The sequence below is a fragment of the Sedimentitalea arenosa genome, from assembly GCF_016428585.1.
GTDB lineage: Bacteria > Pseudomonadota > Alphaproteobacteria > Rhodobacterales > Rhodobacteraceae > Sedimentitalea > Sedimentitalea arenosa.
In genome coordinates this window covers 182,468-204,689 of the sequence record NZ_JAELVR010000001.1, presented here as the reverse complement: position 1 = coordinate 204,689, position 22,222 = coordinate 182,468, and the positions used below count along the sequence as shown (strand labels likewise).

Annotated in this window: 19 protein-coding genes; 7 read left to right on the top strand and 12 right to left on the bottom strand. The window is 66.5% G+C overall.

Annotated features, from left to right (window positions below; translation table 11 throughout):
- Window positions 1-33: 33 nt before the first annotated feature.
- The 5 genes from JF290_RS00945 to JF290_RS00925 all read right to left on the bottom strand — a co-directional run bounded on the left by JF290_RS00945 (window position 34) and on the right by JF290_RS00925 (window position 7,572).
- Window positions 34-699 carry a hypothetical protein gene (locus tag JF290_RS00945; protein ID WP_199022836.1) on the bottom strand — a complete coding sequence of 222 codons (666 nt, stop codon included), beginning with the start codon at window positions 697-699 and terminating at the stop codon, window positions 34-36.
- Between the two features lie 85 nt (window positions 700-784).
- On the bottom strand, window positions 785-2,059 hold the full coding sequence (arsJ, locus tag JF290_RS00940; protein WP_199022835.1) for an organoarsenical effux MFS transporter ArsJ: 1,275 nt from the start codon (window positions 2,057-2,059) through the stop codon (window positions 785-787).
- Window positions 2,056-3,054: an ArsJ-associated glyceraldehyde-3-phosphate dehydrogenase gene (locus JF290_RS00935; RefSeq protein ID WP_199022834.1), complete on the bottom strand. Its 999-nt coding sequence runs from the start codon at window positions 3,052-3,054 to the stop codon at window positions 2,056-2,058. The genes arsJ and JF290_RS00935 overlap by 4 nt, the downstream gene beginning before the upstream one ends.
- Window positions 3,051-3,896, bottom strand: a complete 846-nt coding sequence (locus JF290_RS00930; protein ID WP_199022833.1) for an arsenate reductase/protein-tyrosine-phosphatase family protein — start codon at window positions 3,894-3,896, stop codon at window positions 3,051-3,053. Before JF290_RS00930 ends, JF290_RS00935 begins: the two co-directional genes overlap by 4 nt.
- Before the next feature lie 67 nt (window positions 3,897-3,963).
- On the bottom strand, window positions 3,964-7,572 hold the full coding sequence (locus tag JF290_RS00925) for a peptidoglycan DD-metalloendopeptidase family protein (RefSeq protein ID WP_199022832.1): 3,609 nt from the start codon (window positions 7,570-7,572) through the stop codon (window positions 3,964-3,966).
- 115 nt (window positions 7,573-7,687) lie between these two features.
- Between JF290_RS00925 and JF290_RS00920 the strand changes: the two genes are divergently transcribed.
- On the top strand, window positions 7,688-8,701 hold the full coding sequence (locus JF290_RS00920; protein WP_199022831.1) for a peptidoglycan-binding domain-containing protein: 1,014 nt from the start codon (window positions 7,688-7,690) through the stop codon (window positions 8,699-8,701).
- A 9-nt stretch (window positions 8,702-8,710) separates the two neighbouring features.
- Here the strand turns inward: JF290_RS00920 and JF290_RS00915 are convergent, their stop codons facing one another.
- From JF290_RS00915 to JF290_RS00890, 6 genes are read right to left on the bottom strand one after another with little or no spacing between them, the layout of a single operon-like run.
- Window positions 8,711-10,018: a TRAP transporter large permease gene (locus JF290_RS00915; RefSeq protein WP_199022830.1), complete on the bottom strand. Its 1,308-nt coding sequence runs from the start codon at window positions 10,016-10,018 to the stop codon at window positions 8,711-8,713.
- Window positions 10,018-10,524 carry a TRAP transporter small permease gene (locus tag JF290_RS00910; protein WP_199022829.1) on the bottom strand — a complete coding sequence of 169 codons (507 nt, stop codon included), beginning with the start codon at window positions 10,522-10,524 and terminating at the stop codon, window positions 10,018-10,020. The genes JF290_RS00915 and JF290_RS00910 overlap by 1 nt, the downstream gene beginning before the upstream one ends.
- 55 nt (window positions 10,525-10,579) lie before the next feature.
- Window positions 10,580-11,590: a TRAP transporter substrate-binding protein DctP gene (dctP, locus tag JF290_RS00905; protein ID WP_199022828.1), complete on the bottom strand. Its 1,011-nt coding sequence runs from the start codon at window positions 11,588-11,590 to the stop codon at window positions 10,580-10,582.
- A 44-nt stretch (window positions 11,591-11,634) separates the two neighbouring features.
- On the bottom strand, window positions 11,635-12,261 hold the full coding sequence (gene leuD, locus JF290_RS00900) for a 3-isopropylmalate dehydratase small subunit (RefSeq protein ID WP_199022827.1): 627 nt from the start codon (window positions 12,259-12,261) through the stop codon (window positions 11,635-11,637).
- Window positions 12,261-13,667: a 3-isopropylmalate dehydratase large subunit gene (leuC, locus tag JF290_RS00895; protein ID WP_199022826.1), complete on the bottom strand. Its 1,407-nt coding sequence runs from the start codon at window positions 13,665-13,667 to the stop codon at window positions 12,261-12,263. Before leuC ends, leuD begins: the two co-directional genes overlap by 1 nt.
- Window positions 13,664-14,464: a GntR family transcriptional regulator gene (locus JF290_RS00890; RefSeq protein ID WP_199022825.1), complete on the bottom strand. Its 801-nt coding sequence runs from the start codon at window positions 14,462-14,464 to the stop codon at window positions 13,664-13,666. Before JF290_RS00890 ends, leuC begins: the two co-directional genes overlap by 4 nt.
- Before the next feature lie 145 nt (window positions 14,465-14,609).
- On the opposite strand from JF290_RS00890, the gene JF290_RS00885 reads away from it, so the two are divergent.
- From JF290_RS00885 to JF290_RS00860, 6 genes are read left to right on the top strand one after another with little or no spacing between them, the layout of a single operon-like run.
- Complete coding sequence (locus JF290_RS00885) at window positions 14,610-15,164, top strand: nuclear transport factor 2 family protein (protein WP_199022824.1); 555 nt, start codon at window positions 14,610-14,612, stop codon at window positions 15,162-15,164.
- Complete coding sequence (locus JF290_RS00880; protein ID WP_199022823.1) at window positions 15,161-16,855, top strand: hydantoinase B/oxoprolinase family protein; 1,695 nt, start codon at window positions 15,161-15,163, stop codon at window positions 16,853-16,855. Before JF290_RS00885 ends, JF290_RS00880 begins: the two co-directional genes overlap by 4 nt.
- On the top strand, window positions 16,852-18,915 hold the full coding sequence (locus JF290_RS00875) for a hydantoinase/oxoprolinase family protein (RefSeq protein ID WP_199022822.1): 2,064 nt from the start codon (window positions 16,852-16,854) through the stop codon (window positions 18,913-18,915). Before JF290_RS00880 ends, JF290_RS00875 begins: the two co-directional genes overlap by 4 nt.
- A complete protein-coding gene (locus JF290_RS00870) occupies window positions 18,912-19,526 on the top strand; it encodes a cysteine hydrolase family protein (RefSeq protein WP_199022821.1) in 615 nt (204 codons plus the stop codon). Before JF290_RS00875 ends, JF290_RS00870 begins: the two co-directional genes overlap by 4 nt.
- The gene (locus JF290_RS00865) at window positions 19,511-20,377 is read left to right on the top strand and encodes an isocitrate lyase/PEP mutase family protein (protein ID WP_199022820.1); all 867 of its coding nucleotides are present in this window, start codon (window positions 19,511-19,513) and stop codon (window positions 20,375-20,377) included. Before JF290_RS00870 ends, JF290_RS00865 begins: the two co-directional genes overlap by 16 nt.
- Window positions 20,364-21,737 (top strand): FAD-dependent oxidoreductase, encoded by a 1,374-nt coding sequence (locus tag JF290_RS00860; RefSeq protein ID WP_199022819.1) that lies wholly within the window; start codon window positions 20,364-20,366, stop codon window positions 21,735-21,737. The genes JF290_RS00865 and JF290_RS00860 overlap by 14 nt, the downstream gene beginning before the upstream one ends.
- Here the strand turns inward: JF290_RS00860 and JF290_RS00855 are convergent.
- Complete coding sequence (locus JF290_RS00855) at window positions 21,734-22,219, bottom strand: dihydrofolate reductase (protein ID WP_199022818.1); 486 nt, start codon at window positions 22,217-22,219, stop codon at window positions 21,734-21,736. The genes JF290_RS00860 and JF290_RS00855 overlap by 4 nt on opposite strands.
- Between the last annotated feature and the right edge of the window lie 3 nt (window positions 22,220-22,222).

Sequence of the window (22,222 nt, the reverse complement as noted above, 5' to 3'; positions counted from 1 at the left end):
TTTCAAGTACAGGCGCCCGGTTCATGCGGCGCATCAGGCTCCGTGCTTGGCGAGCTCGATTTCAATCAACTGCAGCGGTTGCGCCAGAATCGCCGAGATGTCGATGGCACGAAACGGGTTGGTTTCGACATGCGCCACCAGCGGCGAGCCGAAGACGAAGTCGAGATAGCGGCTGACGATGCCGCCCGCCTCGGCGCAGAGGGCGCTGCGCCGGCTGCCCTGCTCGGCGTTCATGATGTCGTCGAGCGCATCCGACAGGCCGGCGTTGAACGCGGCCAGTACCTCGTCCAGCCGCTTGGCGCTGCCCGCGGCTTCGGGATCGTCATATTCCGCCAAGATGTCGCTCTGCAGCTTGTCCAGATCCTTTGCCGCCGTCTTCTTGGCCTCCTGCCAGCGCAGGCGCAGCTTTTGGAACGCCACGTTGGAGGGTGGCAGGCTGGCCGCCAGGTCCAACTCCAGCGCGTCCATCTCCTCGAGCGCCGCGTCCGTGTCGCCGCGTTCCAGCAGCGCAGCAAGGTCGGCGAGCCGTGCATTCGCCGCAGCAGCGGCCTCGGGATCGTCGCGTTTCAGCCGCGTGATGAGGCCGGACAGCTCGGATTTCTGGGCGGTGACTTCTGCCGGGACGGACGGTGCCGGGTCGTTCAGGGTGACTCCGAAGGCCAGTTCGAGGAAGCTCTTCTGCTGGTCGGTGAGCACCATGGCCGTCCTGTCAATTCATATCCCTCGAATGCCGGTCACTTTACAGACTTTCGGGAACCGGTCCACAATTTTGGCCGCACGGCGGTCAGGCGACACGCAGCGCGCTCTGCTCGGCACGCAACCGGCCCACCGCCACGGCGCTCAGCGCGACCATCACCGCGGACACGGCGAGCATCAGGGCCAACCCGCCCACCTGGTAGGTCAGACCGGACAACAATGTGCCCTGGAGCCGCCCCCCGGCATTGGCCATGTAGTAGAAGCCGACATCCATCGTGACCCGTTCCGCCCGGGTAAAGGCGAGGATCAGATAGGAATGCAGCGCCGAATTCACAGCGAAGATCGCGCCGAAGACCAGAAGCCCCACGACCAGCGCGGCGGTCAGCAAGGGCGTAGGTCCGGGCGCGATCAGCGCCGCAATGGCGAGCGCCGCAGGTACGGCGCAGAGCAGCCACGCCCAGCGCCTAGCGGCGTGTATCAGGGACTCGTCGGGACGCCCGGCGGCGTCGAGAATTCGCGGGGCCAAGGCCTGTACGGCGCCGTAGAGGATGATCCAGAACGCCATGAAGCTGCCGATGGTGAAAAAGGCGGCGCGGTTGCCGGCCTCTGTCCCGTCGGAGAGCACCGCGTAGAAATAGATCGGGATACCGACCACGAACCACACGTCGCGCGCGCCGAACAGAAAGACCCGCGCCGCGGCCAGCCAGTTGACATTGGCCGATTTCGAGAAGACCTCGGTGAATTTCGCACCCTTGCGCCCGCGTGGCAGGCCCGGCGGCATCGCGATCACGACCGCCAGCAGCACCAGCGCCAGCATCACCGCCATCGTGATCACGGACCCGGTGAATCCGACCAAGGCCAGCAACGCCGCCCCAAGCAGAAAGCCCAACCCCTTTACCGCGTTCTTGGACCCCGTGAGCACCGCGACCCAGCGGAACAGGCCGCCCTGCCCGGCCGGTGCCAGCAGCTTGACTGCCGATTTCGACGACATCTTGGCCAGGTCCTTGGCGACGCCGCTCACGCCCTGCACTGCCATCACGAAGGCGACCGACACGCCGATGGCCCAGGAAGGATCCAGCTGCGCGAGCGCGATGAGGGCGGCGACCTGAAGCGCCAGCCCGGCATAGAGCGTGCTGGTCAGTCCGAACCGCGCGGCCAGCCATCCGGCTGAAAGGTTCGTGACCATGCCCGCCACTTCATAGAGCAGGAACAGGTAGGCCAACTGGACCGGCGAGAAGCCGAGCGTGTGGAAATGCAGCAGCACCAGCATCCTGAGCGCGCCGTCGGTGAGCATGAAGGCCCAATAGGCCGCCGTGACCGCGACATAGGCACCAAGCCCCTGCGGGCGCGCAGGTGCACTCACACGGAGGCTCCGACCATCAGCGCCACGTCCACCAGCCGGTGGGCATAGCCCATCTCGTTGTCATACCAGGCATAGATCTTCACCTGGGTGCCGTTAATGACCATGGTCGAAGGCGCGTCGACGATCGCCGACCGGGTGTCGTTAGTGAAATCGGCCGAGACCAGCGGGCGCGTCTCGTACCCAAGAATGCCCTTCAGCGGGCCGTTCGCGGCGGCCTTAAACAGCGCGTTCACCTCCTCGGCATTGGTCTCGCGCGCGACCTCGAAGACGCAATCGGTGAGCGATGCGTTCAGCAGCGGCACGCGCACCGCGTGCCCGTTCAGCCGACCCGCAAGCTCGGGATAGATCAGCGTGATCGCGGTAGCGCTGCCGGTCGATGTGGGGATCAGCGAATTCAGCGCCGAGCGCGCGCGGCGCAGGTCCTTGGCAGGACGATCGACGATGGTCTGCGTGTTCGTCACGTCGTGGATCGTGGTGATCGAGCCGTGCCGGATCCCGATCGCCTCGTGGATGACCTTGACGACGGGGGCGAGGCAGTTGGTCGTGCAACTGGCCGCAGTCACGATCCGGTGGCGGGCCGGGTCATAGCTCTCGTGGTTGACGCCCTGCACGATGTTGGCGGCTTCCGCGTCCTTGACCGGGGCCGAGACCACGACCTTCTTCACCCCTGCGGCGAAATAGGGAGCAAGCGCCGCAGCGCTCTTGAACACCCCGGTGCAGTCGATGACCACATCCACACCGTCAAGCGGCAGCGCGGCCAGGTCGCGCGAGCCGATGAAGGGGAGCCGTGTCCCGTCGATCGTCACGCTGTCCGCGTCATGGGCAAACACCGCATCCCAGCGGCCATGCACGGTGTCGAATTCCAGAAGATGCGCGTGCATTCCCGTGTCGCCCACCGCGTCGTTGATCCAGGCGATTTGGGCGTTCCGGTCCAGCAGCGGTTTCAACGCCAGCTTGCCGACCCGGCCCAATCCGTTCAGCGCATATACGGTCATGACGGCACTCCCTTGAACTCGCGCGCGATGTCGTCCACCGCCCGCTGCAACGACATCCGGTCAAGCGACTCGATCGGCAGCGCCGCGAAGGCCGCGATCCGGGTCTTCAGCGCGCCATATGTCTCCTGGAACGCGAGACTTTTCTGGGCATCGGTGCCCTCGGCTTTGGCCGGGTCGGGCATGCCCCAATGGGCGCTCACCGGCTGGCCGTGCCAGACAGGGCAGTCTTCGTTCGCGGCCTGGTCGCAAACGGTAAAGACGAAATCGAAGGCCGCCGCATCGGGGTCGCGGAACTCATCCACGGTTTTCGCGCGCAGCGTCGAGATGTCATGGCCTTTGCCGCGAAGCACCTGGAGCGCGATGGGGTTCACCTCCGGACGAGGATTGGTGCCGGCGGAATGGGCCTCGAACCGCTCTCCGGCAAAGCTGCGCAACAGGGTTTCTGCAAAGATCGAGCGCGCGGAATTGCCGGTGCAGAGAAACAGCACCCTGTATTTGCGATCCTTCATTGGGTGGGCTCCATGTTCAGGATGGGGGACCGAGGACAGACAGAGATCGGGACGCCCCCGGCAGCAGTCATTCAGCAGGTAGTCGAACGTTTGCCGCAGGGCGGCCATGTCGATGGCATATTTGAGCGAGGTGCCGGCGCGCTGCTGCGTGATCAACCCCGCCTGCATCAGCGTCGAGACATAGGCCGACAGCGTGCTGGGCTTCAGGCCAAGCACAGCCGCCAGTTCTCCCGCCGGCACCGCATCGGGATAGCGGCGCATCAGCAGGCGGAACACCGCCAAGCGCTGTCCGTGGCCAAGGCTGGCCAAACGGCCAAGAATCTGTTTTTCCATATTTCATGTATATATGAAATTATAAGCTAGGCAAGCCTTCCCAACGCACCAAATCGAGTCATTCGCCCTATTCGCAAAGAAGAGAGATGGTCACCGCCCGAGTGTCGCTCGCGAAGGTCAGAAGACGTCCTTCGATCTCGCGTGCCTCCTTCGGAAGCTGCGCGACCTTGGCGAACAGGCAGGCGATGCGGGTCCGCCGCGGCGAGGCAGCCTGCGTCATTGCCATCCAGTTCTCCCACGAGAAATCCTGTTTCGAGCGAAATTCCTGTTCCAGGCGCGCCATCGGCGAAGCCACATCATAGGCCACCCGGTAGTGCCGCGATCCATCGTGGGTCGTCGTCTCTATCCCCTCAGCGGCGCCGAGGCGCAGGGTGACACCGTCTTCCAGCCGCCCCAGCGTGCCGATCTCGTCGATCTCCAGCGCCACGGCCAGTTCGTCCATCCCGCCGTTCCCGGTCGCAAGGAACTCCCGCGCCGCAGCTTCGAGCGCATCGCGCCGAGTCTTGAACTGTGCCGCCAGCACCTCGGCCCGCGCGCGCGCCGCCTGCTCGCGCTCCCGCTGTTGACGGCTGCGCTCGGCTTGCATGAGGTCGCGCTGCATGGTCTGCACCGCAGTGTTTTTGAACTCCCGCCAGGTCAGACGGTCGGTCTCGTAGTTGCGGGCGCGGACTGCGGACTCGCCGTTCGCCCAACGGATCGAGACCGCGATGTTGGACACACCCTTGTTCGGCACCGGGCAATCCGCCTGGGCCAGAGCGACGGCGCGGCCCAGCAACTCCTCGACGATCCAGCTGTTCTCGAAATAGGTGACCGGCTTGTCCGCCGGAACGATCACGCCGACACCGCGATAGCCACTGAGCCCCTGATCGCAGCTGTCCATCTCGAAACGGAACGCGTCCAGATCGATGTCGAATCGCAACCGGCCATCTTCGAGCGCCATGTCCCAGAGCGGCCCGATCCGCGTGCGCCAGATGACTTCCGGCCCCTTGAGCCATTCCAGCACCCCGGGACCGGTCGCGCGCCCGTTCTCGCACCGCCCGGCCCATCGGGCGGCGGTGGGTTCGGCCCAGCCGTTGTTCAGCGTGCAATTGCGGCCCTCCACAGGCAGGTCCGGTGCCGCAGCCCCGAAGACCGCGCTTTCGATGCGACCCGAGATCGACGGATTTCGAACCTGCGGCTGCACGTCTGTCACGCGATAGGCGACCTGCGAGGACCTGACATTGACCAACGGCGCGGCGCCGGCGGCGCAATGATAGAGCTGGTAGTTGTTCGCGGCACAGCGCGCGCGGTTTCCGTCAAGGCAGAAGCGGTCGCCCGCCAGAAGGTCGTTGGTCACGATACGGGTCGACGCCGCGCCGTTGCGATCCTCCAGGATCAGAACCGTGCCCGCGAGCAAGGCCTGGCGTTGCTCCGGTCCGATCGGCCCATGCGCCTGCTCGCATCCCTCGAACGCCTGCGCCGGATGCGTGTTGCGGATCTCGGCCAACAGCTGTGCCACCCCTGGCGACGCCTGCCACCCCGCCTGCATCTGTGCGGACGCGGCTGGCACCGCGGTCGGGAGGACTTCGGCTGGTTGCGCAACGGCAAGTTGCGCGGGCGCGGCGCTTTCGGGAAACCACGCGGCCCAGCTCTGCCTTAGCAGGCTGTCATCCGCGCAGCGCGTGAACTGGCGCGGCGCGCCGTCGGTCATGTCCAGATCGATGAAGCTGTCATTCGACAGAACGTCGAGCCGCCACCGAGCCTCGCGTGTCTGGTTTCCTTCGTTGCAGGTGCCGCGATAGAGCGTGATCCCCGCACGGATATCGGTGCGGGCGGTGCTGCAGCCCCCCTCCTGCCCGAAGGTGATGCCTGCCGGCTCGGGGCGCACGATACGTTGCGACTGATGAACGGTGTCGAACGGCAGCGACTCCAGCGCGCATTTGCCGGGGTCATCGACATAGATACCGGTGCGCAAGGGGCTGTTGGCATCGATCCCGTCTGGCAGCCGGGCCCCGGCGCAGGGCGTGTCGAACCCGCTCGCCCGGACCAGCGTCTCGGCGGTCGCGGGGTCGGGCTGACCGGTCGGAACGCGGCAGTGTTCGACCTGGAAATCCATCAGCGCGCCGCGGGTCTGTGGACCCGGAAACCCGTCCATTTGCCCCGCGTCGTAACCCAGCGCGTTCAACGCCACCTGCAGCACATCGGGCTGTGCGCGCACCAGCGCCGCAGTCAGATCCGGCTTTTCATCCGGATCGCCCAGCGCCAGCCCGATGGGACGGCGCGCCAGTACGCCACCGGTCGCGGGTCCGATATCGGCAAAGCTGAACGCGCTGCCAAGGATCGGACAGGCGCGGCACCCGTCGTGGACGGTTTCCTGGATCACGAAACGCTGGGTGCCGTCCGCAAGGAGACGGTGCGCGCGGACCGAAACCCCGCCCACGTTGGTGGCCCGCGGATAGCGCGCCAGCATCTTGCGGCTGGCGTCGTCGCGGAAGGTCGCCGCAAGATCCCGGGTCATGGCAAGACGGTGCAGTCCCAGCGGCCCGTTCAGCAGGACCGGCAGGTAGTAGGTCGTATTGCCAACGAACTGTGCGACGGCAAAGTCGACCGGTCCCAACTCCTGGAATGACGCGCCGATCGTGAAACCGGAGTAGTCACCGTCCATCGCATGAGAAAAATCGATCGCCTCGTCCGACAGTCCCAGCCCCCGCAGGCAGGCATCATCGTCCTTGTTCGCCCCACATGGATTGTAGCCCATCTCGACACCTGCGACGAGGCCGGGGCCCCAGCCGGAGGTCTCCTCGCTGTCCTTCGCCAAAGGCGCGGTCTGCTCGGCGGGTGGCTTCGAGGCCGCGTCCCGTTGCTCCAGATGTGTGGCGACGAACGCCTCGCGCAGCCAGGTCGTGGGGATGATCCAGTCTTGCGCAAAGCTGTCGCTGCCGGAGACGTCGCCCGTCGGGTAAATGTTTCCAAAGGTCGGATGCAAATACTTGTGGGTGCCTTCGAAGCGGCGCGCTTCGAAGTGGACATGGCATCCATAGGCCTTGCCGGTCTCGCCCACCAAGCCGAGCCGCGCCCCCGCCGGGACCGCGTCCCCGGGCGCCCATCGGCGCCCGGCCTCGTCCGCCGGCGTCTCGGCCATGTGCAGATAGATCGTATGCACCTGCGGCGTGGCGCCCGGATGGCGCAGCACGACAGCATTGCCGGTGTTCTCCTCGAGGTCCCTGGTGTTGCGATCCCGCGTGATTCCCATTTCGGCCAGTTCGGAATCGGTGACATCGCCCGATACGACCCGGACGACGGTGCCGCCTCTCGGCGCAACGATCGGCAGGCCGCAACCCCCGCCGATATCTATACCGGGATGCGTTCTGTCGCCAAGCGACGGGAACTGGCCATGGGTGAAGCCACCGATAGTGCCGCCCGGCACAACCAGTTGGTGCCATGCCGGATCGGCGGGCAGCGCCGACCGGTCGAGACCCGGCACCCTGTCCGCGGCGATGGCGCGGGCTTGCGCGGTGTCGGGAAAGCCCTCGGCCACCGCGTCCAGCAGTCGTCTCAGGTGCAGCGGATCGCCGGCAGTCCGGGCGTCGGTCATCGCATCGACGAACAGGAGGTTGGCGGCCTCCTGGGCCCGCGCGGCGGCGGTCGCGACGAGAAGGCTCAGTACCAGAAGGAACGGAAAACGTGCCGGAAACATGCGGCGGCCTCGCAAATGACTTCGATCCAATCAGGTGCGAGTGTCCCGATCCCGACATTGACATGTCAAGCTGAATTCCGAACTCTGGGCCTGACACAGGGCGGAGACCGCAAAGATGAGGATCTTTCGAACCATGCGCGCGATCTGCTTGTGCAGCCTGATCGCGATCTGGGCGGCCGCGCCCGTGACCGCGCAGGAGACAGCGGACAGCCTGCTGGCCGAAGCGCGCACCCTCTATGCCGGTCCCGACACGTCGCTTGCGGCACTGCGCGACATCCGTGCCCTGCTCGACCGGATCATCGAGGAGTTTCCGGCTTCCGACCTCGCCGTGCGCATCCTGTTGGCCGAGCCGATCAAGGGACTCGACGTCGCGGCGATCGACGCACGGCTCGCCGACGCGCCGACAGAGACGGCCGAGGCCCCTGCACCGACAGGATCGGATCAGGTCACCCCGGGCGAGGCGGAGCGGGCCGCGTTGCTGCCCAGCTTTCCCGCCCCGCCGGAACCGGGCGCGCAGCCCGCAGACGCGACCAGCGAAGCCGAACTCGACCTTGGCCCGCAAGAGGTGCGCACGTTGCAGGCACGCCTGCTGGTGCTTGGCTTCGATCCAAACGGCATCGACGGCAGGATCGGCCCGGGCACCCGCGGCGCGCTCAGCGCCTGGCAGGGCAGCGCCGGACTGCCCGCGACAGGCTATTTGAGTGCAGACCAAAGGGCGGCCCTGCAACGTCAGTCCGATCCCGCGCTGACGGCATGGTTGCAAACGCCCGAGAACGCGCGCCTGATGACACCGCCGCCACCGATCGCGCTCGGCCCGGGCAACATGACCGGGACGTGGCGCTTTACCAGCAATTGCGGCGCCAACAGCCGGCTTGGCCGCCTCAAGATCACCGGCGCCCTGACCGTGCGCCATGACGGGGGCAATCGCTATTCCGGACCGGCGCGTCAGTCCCAGGGGTTCAACGGACGCTTCTCGGGGCAGCTGAACGGCCGCCAGCTCGTCGGAGAAATCAACTGGGGCCTGCTGGTCGGGCGCACCACCTTTCGCGGCCGCATCGCGGACCAGCGCCTGGCGCTCTCTGGACGCGACTCCAACCGCTGCGCCTTCAGCGCGTACAAGGCCGGCTGAGGCCGCCGTTCAGAGCGACGGCAACCAGAGCGCAAGTCCCGGAAAGGCGATCAGCAGCGCCACCAGAAGCAGCGAACAGCCAATGAAGGGAAAGGCCGAGGTATAGATCTCGCGCATGGTCGTGCCGGGCGGCGAGACTCCCTTCATCACGAAGAGCAATAATCCGAACGGTGGCGTCGTGAAACTGATCTCGAGCGCCAGCAGCATGATCAGCCCGAACCAGATGAGGTCGAAATCCAGCGACATCGCCAGCGGAAAGAAGATCGGGACGGTCAGCAGCATCATTGAGATCTGCTCCATGAACATGCCAAGCAACAGCAGCACCGCAAACATGACGAGCAGCATCGCCAGCGGTGCCAGATCGAAGGAGGTGGCCCATAGCACCAAGCCGCGCGAGGCGCCAGAAAACGCCAGGAGCTGGCTGAATGTGGCCGAGCCGAACACGATCAGGTAGGCCATCAGCGTGACCCTGAGCGCCCCCACGACCGAAGCCCGCAGTGCCTCCCAGGTCAAGCAGCGGAAGGCCGCTGCCAGCAGCAAAACGCCCAACGCGCCGAAGGCGGCCGCCTCGGACGGCGTGACGAAGCCTCGGATCATCAGAACGACGATCACGACCATCACCCCGACCATCGGCACCACCTCGCGCATCAGCAACCACAGCTTGGCCGACAGCGGCATCGGCGTGACGTCATAGGCGGGTGCCGCGCCGGGGTCGATCCGTGTCTGGACCCAGATCGTGATGATGTAGAACAGGGCCAGGATCAGGCCGGGGATCACACCCGCGATCAGCAGCGCCGCCACGTCGATCTGCGCCAGCGTCGCCAGCAGAACCGCAAGGGCGGAAGGCGGGATGATGATCGCCAGCCCTCCGGTGCCGAGGATCGGCCCGATGCTCATGTGGGACTTGTAGCCGCGCCGTTTCATTTCGGGCACCATCAGCGACCCCAGAAGCGCGGTCGAGCCCATCGACGATCCCGACAGGGTCGAGAACGCCGTGCCGCCCAGCACCGTGACATAGCTCAACCGGCCCGGTAGCCGGCCCAGCAATCGGTCGATGGCGTTGAACATGCGCCCGCCAAGGCCCGTGTGAAAGAAGATCTCCCCCATCAGCAGGAACAGGGGGATCGGCATCAGCGCGTATTTCGTGAGTGCCCCCAAGCCGTTGTTGAGCAGTTGCACCACCCCGCGCTCGCCGCCCATGAACACCCACGCGCCAAGGATGTTGGCGGCGAGGAAGGCCAGCGCCACGGGCATCCCCATGGCCATCAGGAAGACGATCGAACCGACCAGAAGGGCCAGCGCCAGATACCATTCCATTATTCGTGGATCCCCGCCTGTCCGGTGTGCATCAGTTCGTCGCCGACAACGAAACGCCAGAACTCCACCGCCATCAGGCCGAAGCTGAGCGGAAACGAGATCGTCAGCAGCCAGCGCGGAAAGTAATAGGCGCGGGTGTCGAAATCGCCCCGCTGGATGTTGGTGAGGCAGAGCTCGGCGCCCTTCCAGGTGAGCATCACGCAGACCGCCACGCAAGCCAGTGCGACGCCCCGGCTGACCAGCGCGCGCAGGTTGGCCGGCAGGGCCGATGTGACCAGTTCGATATGTACGTGGCCCTTTTCCCGCACCAGCCACGGCGCGCCCAGCATGGTCATGTAGAGCAGACCGTATTCCGCCGAGGTGAAGAGCCAGGCAAAGGGCTGCAGGCCGAGGTTGCGCATCACGACCGAGGCGACGACGGACACCATCAGCCAGATCAGCGTCGCCCCCGCGACGATGGCCATGCCGTAGAGCAGGCCATCATAGGCCCGTTTGATCGCCTTCATTGTCCCTGCCCCCGCCCGGTCGGGCCCGTCCGCATGAACGAGCCCGTTCCCGGTTTCAGTTCGCCGCGTCCAGATCGTAGAACAGCTCGATCAGGCGGTCGTAATTGTCGGTGCCGCCGGGCTGTTCGGCCATCAGGCTTTTCATCCGCTCCCAGGTCTTTTCGCGTGCCGCGGCCAGGTAGTTCGCCTTGGCCTCGCCCTCGAGGCTGACGACCTTCATGCCGCCCTCCTCCAGCGCGGCGAAATCCTCGTCGCGCTTGGTGCGCAACGCCTCGACACTGTCCTTCTCGTGCTGGATCGCCACGTCCTGCAGAATCTGCTGCGCCTCGGGCGACAGGCTGTTCCACTTCTCCATATTGACGATCACGCCGAGGTCGGTGGAGAAGAAGCAGGGCTCGATCCGGTAGTTCAGGAACTCGTTCCACTTGAGATCGATCAGCCCGATCTGGGTCCATCCGGTCGCGTCCACCACGCCCCGCTGCAGCGCGGAGTAAACCTCGCCTGTCGGCAGGTCGATCACCTGCGCGCCGAGGTAGTTGGTGAAGAAGGCGTTGTAGACGTTGTTGCCACGCAGCTTCAGGCCTTCGACCTCGAGATTGCCGGCATCGTCAAAGCTCGGCTCCTCGCGTGTCCAGAGGTTGTAGCAGACACCGGAATCGAACCATCCGAGGTACTTGAGCCCCATCTTCTCCTGGTGGATCTGGTCGATCAGCGCGATGCCGCCGTTTTCACGGGTTTCGATCGCGGTGAGGTTGGAGGCCACCATCGCGTCCTTTTCGGGCAATGCGCCGCCGTAGAACGACCCGGGCGTATAGACCATGTCGACGATCCCGTCGCGCACCGCGTCGGGCTGCTGGAACATGCCGATGGCCTCGGGGCCACCGCGCACGTCGATACGCACCACGCCCTCGCCCGCCTCGTTCACCTTGTCGACGAAGGACAGGAAACTCTTCGTGTAGATCAGGCTCTCGGGAAAAGCGTGCACCGCCGACAGGGTGTCCTCGGCCTGGGCTGCGCCGACCGCCAGGACGGCTCCGGCGATCCCTCCCATCATTGTCATCTTCATACAAGTCTCTCCTCTGTTGGGGCCGGCCCTGCGCCGGCTCGGTTTTATCTGGCGTACTGCGCACCAGGCCGGCGGGGCCAGGCCCATGGTGCAGCGCTGCGCCGGTCGTCGCGAAACGCGGCGATCCGCGCGGCATGGTCCAGCGTCAGGTCGATATCGTCCCAGCCGTTGATCAGCTTGGTCCGCCAGCCGTCCTTCACATCGAACGACACCCGCGTTGCGCCACATAGAATCTCGCGGGACTCGAGCGTCACCGTCATCTCGCGCGGCCCGCTGGCCAGCAGTTCGGCAAGGTCAGCCGCCACCTCGGGCGTCACCTGTGCGGGCAACAGGCCATTGTTGACGGCGTTGGCGGCGAAGATGTCGCCGAAGCTTGGCGCGATCACGACGCGAAAGCCGGCATCGAGGAGCGCATAGACCGCCGCCTCACGCGACGATCCGCTGCCGAAGTTCCGGCCCGCGACCAGAATAGACGCGTCTGGACAAGTGTTTAGCGGAAATGTCTCATCCAGTGCGTCATGCGCGTCACGTCGCAGATCATGGAGCAGGAAGTTGCCATAGCCCTGCGCGCGCGGCGTCGACATGAAGCGCGCCGGGATCAGTTGGTCGGTGTCGATATTGTCGCGCGGCAGCGCCACCGCGGTGCCGACGTGTTCGCTCCAGCCCGGCATCACGCCGCCCTCCCGGCCAGAAACGGGCGCACGTCGGTGATCTCGCCCGCAACGGCAGCGGCTGCGACCATGGCCGGACTCATCAGGTGGGTGCGCGCACCCGGCCCCTGCCGGCCCCTGAAATTGCGGTTTGTGGACGACGCGCAACGCTGGCCCGACGCCACCACGTCGCCATTCATGCCCACGCACATGGAACAGCCCGACGCGACCCAGTCGAGCCCCGCCTGGACGAAAACCCGGTCGAGCCCCTCGCGCTCGGCCTGCGCCTTGACCTGGGCCGACCCCGGCGAGACCATCCCCGGCACCGTCGCGCGCCGCCCGGCCAGAACAGAAGCCGCCGCGCGCAGGTCCTCGATCCGCCCGTTGGTGCAGGAGCCGATGAACACCTGGTCGACCCTGGTGCCCGCGATCGGCTGCCCGGCACGCAACCCCATGTAGTCCAGTGCCGCGCGCGCGGTTTCGGCCTTGTCGGCCGGCAACATGTCGGGATCGGGGATGGTGCCCGTCACCGGAACGGCCTGGTCAGGACTTGTGCCCCATGTGGCGGTCGGGGCGATCTCGGCGGCATCCAGCGCCACCTCGCGATCAAAGGCTGCGTCCGCGTCGCTGCGCAGCTCTGCCCAGGCGTCGCGTGCCCGCTCGAGATCAGCCCCCGCAGGCGCGAAAGGCCGCCCCTCGACATAGGCAAGTGTCACCTCGTCGGGCGCGATCATGCCAAAGCGCGCCCCGCCCTCGATCGAAAGGTTGCAGAGGGTCATGCGCGCTTCCATCGACAGGGCGCGCACGGCGCTGCCGGAATATTCGACCGCATGGCCGCGTGCCCCGCCCGTGCCGAGACGCGCGATCCAGTTCAGCGCGATGTCCTTGGCCGATACTCCTGGACCCAGTGCGCCCTCGATGGTGATCCGCATCGCCGCCGGTTTGGTCTGCCAGATCGTCTGGGTCGCCAGCACATGTGCCACCTCGGTCGCGCCGATACCAAAGGCCAGCGTCCCCAGTGCGCCATGGGTCGAGGTGTGGCTGTCGCCGCAGGTGATCAGCAACCCCGGCACCGTCAGGCCCAACTCGGGACCGATGACGTGCACGATCCCCTGTTCGGCGTCGTCGAGATCGAACAGTCTCAGCCCATGGCGGGCCGCGTTGTCGCGCAACGTCGAGATCATCCGCGCGATCTGCGGCAATTGCGCCAGCCCCCGCGCGCGCGTCGGCGCATAGTGATCCGCGACCGCGAAGGTCAGCCCCGGCTCGGCCACGGCCGAGCCGCGCTCAGCCAGCTTGGCGAAGGCGTGGTGCGAGCCTTCGTGGACCAAGTGCCGGTCAACCCAGAGGAGCGAGGTTCCATCCGCGCGGCGCAGGATCTCGTGAGCGGACCACAGCTTGTCGAGCAAGGTGCGCGGGGCGGTCATGAGGCATCCTCCTCCGTGCGTCCGATGGCCGGTTCCCAATGACGAGCCGGACCCGTGCCGACCCGAGCCAGCGGCATCTCGAGACGGAACATGTCCGGGCGATAGAGCCCCGACAGGTATTCGACCCCCGCACCGGTCTCGTCCCGTACGACCCGCTTCAACGACAGCAGCGCCGAACCGACCGCCACGTTCAGCGCCTCGGCCACGTCAGGACCCGCCAGCGTCGCCGAAACCGACTGGTGCGCTGCGTCGATACGCACGCCGCTGCGCTCGAGCAGCTTGAAGAGAGGCGTCGTCGCCAGATCGTTCTCGGAATAGTTCTGCGCGATCCCCGCCGGCACATAGGTGGTCAGGTGCGAGAACGGCGTGCCGTCCGCACTGCGCACACGGGTCGCGATCTGCACCTCCTCTCCGGCGGGCAGACGCATGGCGCGGGCGATGAAGTCGGGCGCCTCGCCATACGCAAACGACAAGAGGCGCGCCGCGGTGCTCTGGCCCATCTCGACCAGTTGCGGCATGAGGGTCGTGAAATCCATCGCCATTGGACGGCTTTGGACAGCAGCGGACACCCGCGTACCGCTGCCCGCGCGGCGCACCACGAGGCCAGCCTCGACAAGCGCCTGCAAGGCCCGCCGTACGGTCACGCGCGACACTCCGAAGCTCTGTGCCAGTTGCTGCTCGCCGGGCAGGCTGTCCCCGTCGCCAAGCCGGCCATCGGCGATCTGGTCACGCAGCGCCAGGTAGACGCGGCGCGCCTTGGCCCCTTCGGGCAACGGTGTCGCTGCGATGCTGTCCAAGCGCGATTACCCCTCCTGCTTGGGGCCAATCGTATCGGTGGTTTTTCAAAAATCAAGAGAATGTATTATCAGTAGAAAAAATTAGGTCTTAACAAAGCGACAAAATCTGTATTACAAAAAATACAGATGAGCATGGGAGGACGGCATGCCGATCGTCGAATTGCACCTGATGGAAGGGTACGGCGCCGAGGAAAAGCGCAGGCTCGCAACCGGGCTCGCGAACGCGGTGCGCAGTGTGATACCCGCCGCCCCCGAGGCCGTGACGGTGATGCTGAACGAGGTGGCGCGCGATGGCTATTTCCGAGACGGCCCGCGTGAGCCGGCCCCGGCCCTGCCCGACCCCACCGACACGGTGCGCGCCTTTCTCGCAGCCATGGAGCAGCGCGATCTGAACGCGGCGCAGGCGCATCTGGGCGAGGGTTTCACCATGCGCTTTCCCGGCACCGCCCCGATGACCGAGCTGGCCGACCTGATCGCCTGGTCGAAACCGCGCTACCGCTTTGTGACCAAGAGTTTCGAGGGGTTCGATACCGTTTCAGGTGCAGACGGTTCGGTCGTCTATTGCCGTGGGACCTTGTCCGGAGAATGGCCCGACGGCAGCGCCTTTTCCGGCATCCGCTTCATCGACCGGTTCGAGTTGGCCGGCGGGAAGATCACCCGCCAAGACGTGTGGAACGACATCGCCGAGGTGCGCGGATGACCGAGATCGATCCGATCACCCTGTCGGTCCTGGCCGGACGCATGGAACAGATCGCCGACGAGATGGACGCGACCCTGTTCCGCGCCGCCTTCAATCCGATCATCGCCGAAGCGCATGACGCCTCCCACGGCCTTTATCACGCGGACACCGGCGACACGCTGGTGCAGGGCAAGTCGGGTCTGCCGATCTTCGTCGGAGTGATGAGCTTTGCCGTCAAGGCGGTGATCGACAAGGCCGCCGCCGAGGGCGACCTGGCCGATGGCGATATCTTCATCTTCAACGACGCCCATATCGGCGGCACGCATTTGTCGGACATGCGGCTCGTGCGGCCATATTTCCGCGACGGCAAGCTGTTCTGCTACCTCGCCTCAGTCGGCCACTGGCATGACGTCGGCGGCGCGGTACCGGGCAACTACAACCCCGCCGCGACCGAAGTGTTTCAGGAGGCCTTCATCCTGCCGCCCGTGCGGCTGGCACGGGCCGGCGTGGTCAACCAGGACATCATCGACATCCTGCTGCGCAACACCCGCCTGCCGCAATCGGCGATGGGCGACCTGAACGGGCAACTGGGCGCGCTCGACCTCGGCGTGCGGCGGATGGACGAATTGCTCGACGAATACGGGGCCGACACGGTTCAAGCCGCGCTGGATGCGCTCGGGCAGCGGGCCGAAACGCTGATGCGGTCGGAACTGACGGCCCTGCCGGACGGACGATGGGAGGCCGAGGACTTCCTCGACAATGACGGGATCACGGATGATCCGTTGCCGATCCGCGTCGCGCTCGAGATCAGGGATGACCGGATGGTGCTCGACTTCACCGGCTCCGCGCCGCAATGCGCCGGGCCCGTCAACATCGCGCGGCCGACAACTGTGGCGACCGCTTATGTCGCGATCAAGCACATCTTTCCCGGCCTGCCGGCCAATGCGGGTGTCATGCGCCCGATCGACGTCATCGTGCCCGAAGGCTCGCTGCTGTCGGCGGAGTTTCCCGCCCCGACCGGCGGCTATACCGAAACGATCCTGCGGATGATCGACGTGGTGTTCTGTGCTTTCGCGCAGGCCGCACCCGAGCGGGTCGTGGCCAACGCGTACGGCACGATCAACGCCCTGTCGATCGCCGGGAAACGCAAGGATGGCCGCCCCTGGGTCATGTTCAGTTTCTATGGTGGCGGTCATGGTGGCAGCATCGAGAGCGACGGGCTCAACCACGGCAACGCGCCGATTTCCACCGCCACCATCCCGCCGATGGAGATCCTGGAGGCCGCCTATCCTGTCATGTTCCGCACCTGGGCGCTGAGGCCCGACAGCGCTGGTGCGGGGGCGCATCGCGGCGGCATGGGTGCGATCTACGAAATCGAGGTGCTGGAGGAAAACGGCGCCGAGGCGTTCCTCTTCGGCGAGCGCGGTCGCTTCGCCCCGCACGGCATCGCCGGGGGCGGAGATGCGGCGATGAACCTCTTCAGCTACGAAACCGACAGCGGCTGGCAGCATCCGCCGCTGGTCTCCAAGATGCGCGGGTTGCGCCTGAAACAAGGCCAGGCCGTGCGGCTGGAAACACCCGGCGGCGGCGGGTACGGCCTTGCCGCCGACCGCGCGCCCGCCGCAATCGCGCGCGACGTGGCGCGCGGGCTGATCACTGACGAAGCGGCTGACGCGCAATACGGCCCGGCCTGGCGAAAGGAAACCGCATGAGCAGGCTGATGATCGGCATCGATGTCGGCGGCACCTTCACCGATGTCTTCGTTCTGGATGAAACCGCCGGCACCGCGTCAGTCGCCAAGGTTCCGACAACGCGCCCGGACCAGTCGGGCGGCTTTCTGGATGGCATCGCCCAGCAGGTTGAGGATCTCTCGCAGGTCGCCGTGGTCGTGCACGGCACCACCGCCGGCACCAATGCGCTGCTCGAACGCAAGGGGGCGACCTGTGGCGTGATCTGTACGCAAGGCCTGCGCGACGTGCTGGAAATGCGCCGCCGCGACCGGCCCCGCACCTGGGGCCTGCGCGGCGATTTCGATCCCGTGGTGAACCGTCGCAACCGGCTGGAAGTGCCCGAACGCACGCTGGCCGACGGCACCATCCGTACGCCCGTCGATCTGGACGCGGTGCGCGCGGCCGCGCGCCAGCTCCAGGCGCAGGGCTGCAAGGCGGTCGCGATCCTCTTTGCCAATGCCTACGCCAACCCCGAGAACGAGGCCGCCGCCGTCGCCGCCGTGCGCGAGATCTGGAACAGTCCGCATGTCTCGGCCAGCCACGAGATCCTGCCCGAAATCCGCGAATTCGAACGCTTCTCGACCACCGCCCTCAACGCCTATCTGCAACCCGAGGTCTCGGGTTATCTGAACCGGCTCGAATCCGCGCTGAAGGATGGCGGTTTTGACGGCGAGTTCATGATCGTGCAATCCAACGGCGGCGTGATGGCCGTGGATACCGCCTGCCGACTGCCGGTTCGCACCGCCCTGTCCGGCCCCGCCGCCGGGGTCATCGCCGCCGGCTACATCGCGCAGAGCGCCGGGTTCGACAACGTCATCACCGGCGACATGGGCGGTACCAGCTTCGATGTCTCGCTGATCGCCGGCGGGCAGTCGATGCTCAGCGCGCAGACCGCCATCGACTTCGGTCTCGTCGTGCGCAGCCCGATGATCGAGATCACCACCATCGGCGCGGGTGGCGGATCAATCGCCTGGGTCGACAAGGGCGGTCTGTTGAACATCGGTCCGGAAAGCGCGGGTTCCGATCCCGGGCCGGTCGCCTATGGGCTGGGTAACGACCGCCCCACCGTGACCGACGCCAACGTGGTTCTGGGGCGCATCGATCCCGACAATCCGATCGGCGGCAAGCTTGACCGGCTGGACGTGGAGGCCGCCGCCGCCGCGATCGACACCCACGTAGGTGCGCCATTGGGCCTGGACACGCTGGCCGCCGCCGAAGCGATCCTGCGGGTCGCCAATTCGCGCATGGCCGGGGCGATCCGTCTGGTCAGCATCGAACGTGGGTTCGATCCGAAACGCTTCGCCTTCATGCCGTTCGGCGGCGGCGGTGCGCTGCATGCGGGCGCCATGCTGGCCGAGGTCGGCCTGGCACAGGCCATCGTCCCGCGCTATCCTGGTGTGACCTCCGCCATGGGCTGCGTGATCGCGGACATGCGGCAGGATTTCGTGCAGACGCTCAATGCTCTGCTCGACACGCTCGACACCGATGCGCTGACCGGGTTCATGCAGGACCATGCCGATCGCGGCATGGCGCTGCTGGACGCCGCGCGCACCCGGTTTGACTCGCGCGAACTCGGCTTCGAACTTGACATGGCCTATGTCGGGCAGACCCACACGGTCTCGGTGCCGATCCCGGTCGACATGAATGGTGGCACCGTTTCCGCTCCGACACGCGAAGCAATCGCCGAGGCGTTCGACACAGCCTATGCGGCCACCTTCGGTCGGCTTCTGGACAAGGGCGTGCGACGGGTCATGAACCTGCGGAGCACCGTCACCGGCATCCGGCCCAAGTTCGACCTCGCCACCCTCGCACCCGGCACGGGCGCGGCGCCGATCCCAAAAGCAACTCGCCGTGTGCATTTCGCCGGACACTGGCATGACACCGCGATTCACGATCGGCTGGCCCTTCCGATCGACACCGTGATCGACGGTCCCGCCATCCTCGAACAACCCGATACGACCGTTCTGATCGAACCCGGCCTGCAAGGGCGTGTCGACAAGTTCGGCAACACCATTATCGCCCCCGCGGAGAAGAGCCCATGAGCGACCCGATGACCTGGGATCTGACGCGCACCGCGCTTTTGACCATCGATCTGCAGAACGACTTTCTCCATCCCGAAGGCGCCTATGGACGCGCCGGGCAATCCGCCCCCGCCATCGCCGACCTGCCCGACCGGATCGCACCACTGGTTGCAGCGCTCAGGGCGCGCGGTGGCACCTACCTGTCGGCCCAGTTCACCCTCGTCCCGGGACCCGCCGGTGCGCCCCTCATCTCGCCGCATCTGAAGGCGCTGAGGCCGTTCCTCGGCCCCGGCGATTTTGCGCCCGGCGGCTTTGGCCACAACCTCGTCGAAAGGCTCGCACCCGCCGACTACACTGTTGAAAAAGTGGCCTATTCCGCCTTCTACCAGACCAGGCTGGAATACATCATGCGCGCCCTCGGCCTTGACCGGCTCATCGTCGGCGGCATCGTCACGAATGGCGGGGTCGCCTCGACCCTGCGCGACGCCCATCTGCGCGACATCGACACGGTGATGCTGACCGACGGCTGCGCCGCCTTCCGCGATGACGTGCACGATGCGACGCTCGTCTCGTTGGGCACCGTCACCCACCAGATGACCTGCGAGGAGGCGCTGGCATGGCTGAGCCGCTGAAATCCAGATTGCAGCGCGGCGAGATTCTCGTCGCGCCGGGCGTCTATGACGGCCTGACCGCCACGCTGGCCGAACAGGCGGGGTTCGAAGCGCTCTACCTGTCGGGCGCCGCCGTCGCCTACACCCGGCTCGGGCGGCCCGATATCGGTCTGACCTCGGTCACCGAGATGGCCGACACGATGAACCTGATCGCCGATCGCACCGCCCTGCCGGTCATCATCGATGCCGACACGGGGTTCGGCAACGCTCTCAACGCGCAGCGCACCATGCGGCTCTATGAGCGCGCAGGGGCCGCGGCCCTGCAGGTCGAGGACCAGTCCTATCCCAAGCGCTGCGGTCACTTGGGCGACAAGTCGCTGATCCCCGCCGCCGAAATGGCCGGAAAGCTCGCAGCCATGGCCGATGCGCGCCAGTCGAACGAGACACTGATCATCGCACGCACCGACGCCATCGCCGTCGAAGGTTTCGATGCCGCGATCGACCGCGCCGAAAGATATCTCGCCGCCGGGGCCGACGTGCTGTTCATCGAAGCGCCGCAATCGGCCGAACAGTTGTCCGCCATCGCGCGCCACTTCGCCGGGCGCACACCACTTCTGGCCAATATGGTCGAAGGTGGTGCGACCCCTGTGCAGAGCGCCGCCGACCTGCAGGAGCTGGGCTTTGACATCGTGATCTTTCCCGGCGGCATCGTCCGGGCATTGGCCCGCTGCGCGCAGGACTATTACGCCAGCCTGAATCACCACGGCAGCAACCGCCCCTTCGCCGACCGGATGCATGATTTCGCCGGGCTGAACCGCGTGATCGGCACCGACGAGATGCTGGCACGGGGCGCCTCCTATGACCGCGGCTGAGCTCGCCACACCGCCGCCACGCTTCGATCTCGAAGCCCAGACCCTGATCGTCGGCGCCGGCGCGTGCGGACTGGTCGCGGCTCTTGCCGCGCATGAGGCGGGGCAACAGGTTCTGGTCGTCGAGGCCGACCCGGTGCCTTCAGGCTCGACCGCGCTCTCCGCCGGGCTGATTCCGGCCGCAGGCACGCGCGCCCAGCACGCCGCCGGGATACAGGACACGCCTGAGCTGTTCGCCCACGACATCGAGGCCAAGGCGAAGGGCGAGAACGATCCCGCTCTGGTCGCGCGGCTCGCCCGCACCGCCGCCCCCGTGGTCGACTGGCTGACCGAACGACACGGCCTGCCCTTCTCGCTGGTCGATGATTTCGACTATCCCGGCCACAGCCGCCGCCGGATGCACGGGTTGCCGTCGCGGTCAGGGCAGGAATTGATCGACGCCCTGCGCAGCGCCTGCGAGGCCGAGGGCATCGACATCATCTGCGACCGCCGCGCAACGCGGCTCTTTACCCGGAGCGACCGGGTCTGCGGGCTGGACCTGCGCCGCCCCGACGGCGTGGCCGAGACCGTGGGCTGCGAACGGCTGATCCTCGCCTGCAACGGGTTCGGCGGGAACCGCGCGATGGTCGCCGAGCACATGCCCGCGATCGCCGACGCCCTGTGGTTCGGCCATGACGGCAACCGGGGCGAGGCGATGCGCTGGGGCACTGGGCTTGGCGCGGCGCTCAACCATATGGGTGCCTACCAGGGCCACGGCAATGTCGCCCATCCGCATGGCATCCTGATCACCTGGGCAGTCATCACTGAAGGCGGCGTGCAGGTGAACCGCGAAGGCCGCCGCTTCTGGGACGAATCCCAAGGCTATTCCGAGGCTGCCCGCGCGGTGCTGGCCCAGCCCGGCGGTGAGGCCTATGCGATCTTCGACGCCCGCATCGCCGCCATCGCGCGCCAGTTCGAGGATTTCAAGCGCGCCGAGGCTGCGGGGGCGATCCGGCAGGGCGAGACTGTGGAGGAGTTGGCCGAAGCCCTGTCACTTCCCGCCGCGCCTTTGGCCGAAACCCTCGCCAACCTGCCAACGGACGGCACGCCCGACAGCTTTGGCCGCCGCTTCACACCCCCGCCGCTTGCCCCGCCCTTCTGCGGTGTGCACGTGACCGGGGCGTTGTTTCACACCCAGGGAGGTCTGCGCACCGATCTCGATGGCCGGGTGCTGAGACCGGACGGCACCGCCCTGCCGAACCTCTTCGCGGGCGGCGGTGCGGCCTGCGGTGTGTCGGGCAAGGGCGACAGCGGCTATCTGTCGGGCAACGGCCTTCTGGCCGCCGTCACGCTGGGCTGGCTGGCCGGTCGCGCTATCGGCTAGACCGAACGGCGGCGCAGGTATTCCGACGCCTCGCAGCGCGGTTCCGCATCGCGCAATAGCTGGCCGCCGACCCGCTCCCATTCCGCCGGGTCGAAGCTGGGGAACACCGCCTGCGGGTCCGCTATGTCAAGATCGACCTCGGTCACCACCAGACGGTCGGCGCGCGGCATCAGTTCGGCGAAGATCGCCGTACCACCGATCCCGTAGACGCGCCGATAGCCGCTGGCATAGGCATGCTCCACGGCAGCTTCCACCGATGGCAGAACCGTCTCGGCCTCGACCCCGCGTGAGGACACCACGATGTTGAGCCGCCTCGGCAGCGGCTTGAAGGGAAGACTGTCCCAGGTCATCCGCCCCATGATGAGGGCCCCACCCAGCGTCTCGCGCTGGAAAAAGGCCAGGTCCTCGGGCGCCTCCCACGGGATGGCGTTGTCCTTGCCGATGGCGCCGTTGCGGGCTCGTGCGACGATCAGGGTAATCATGAG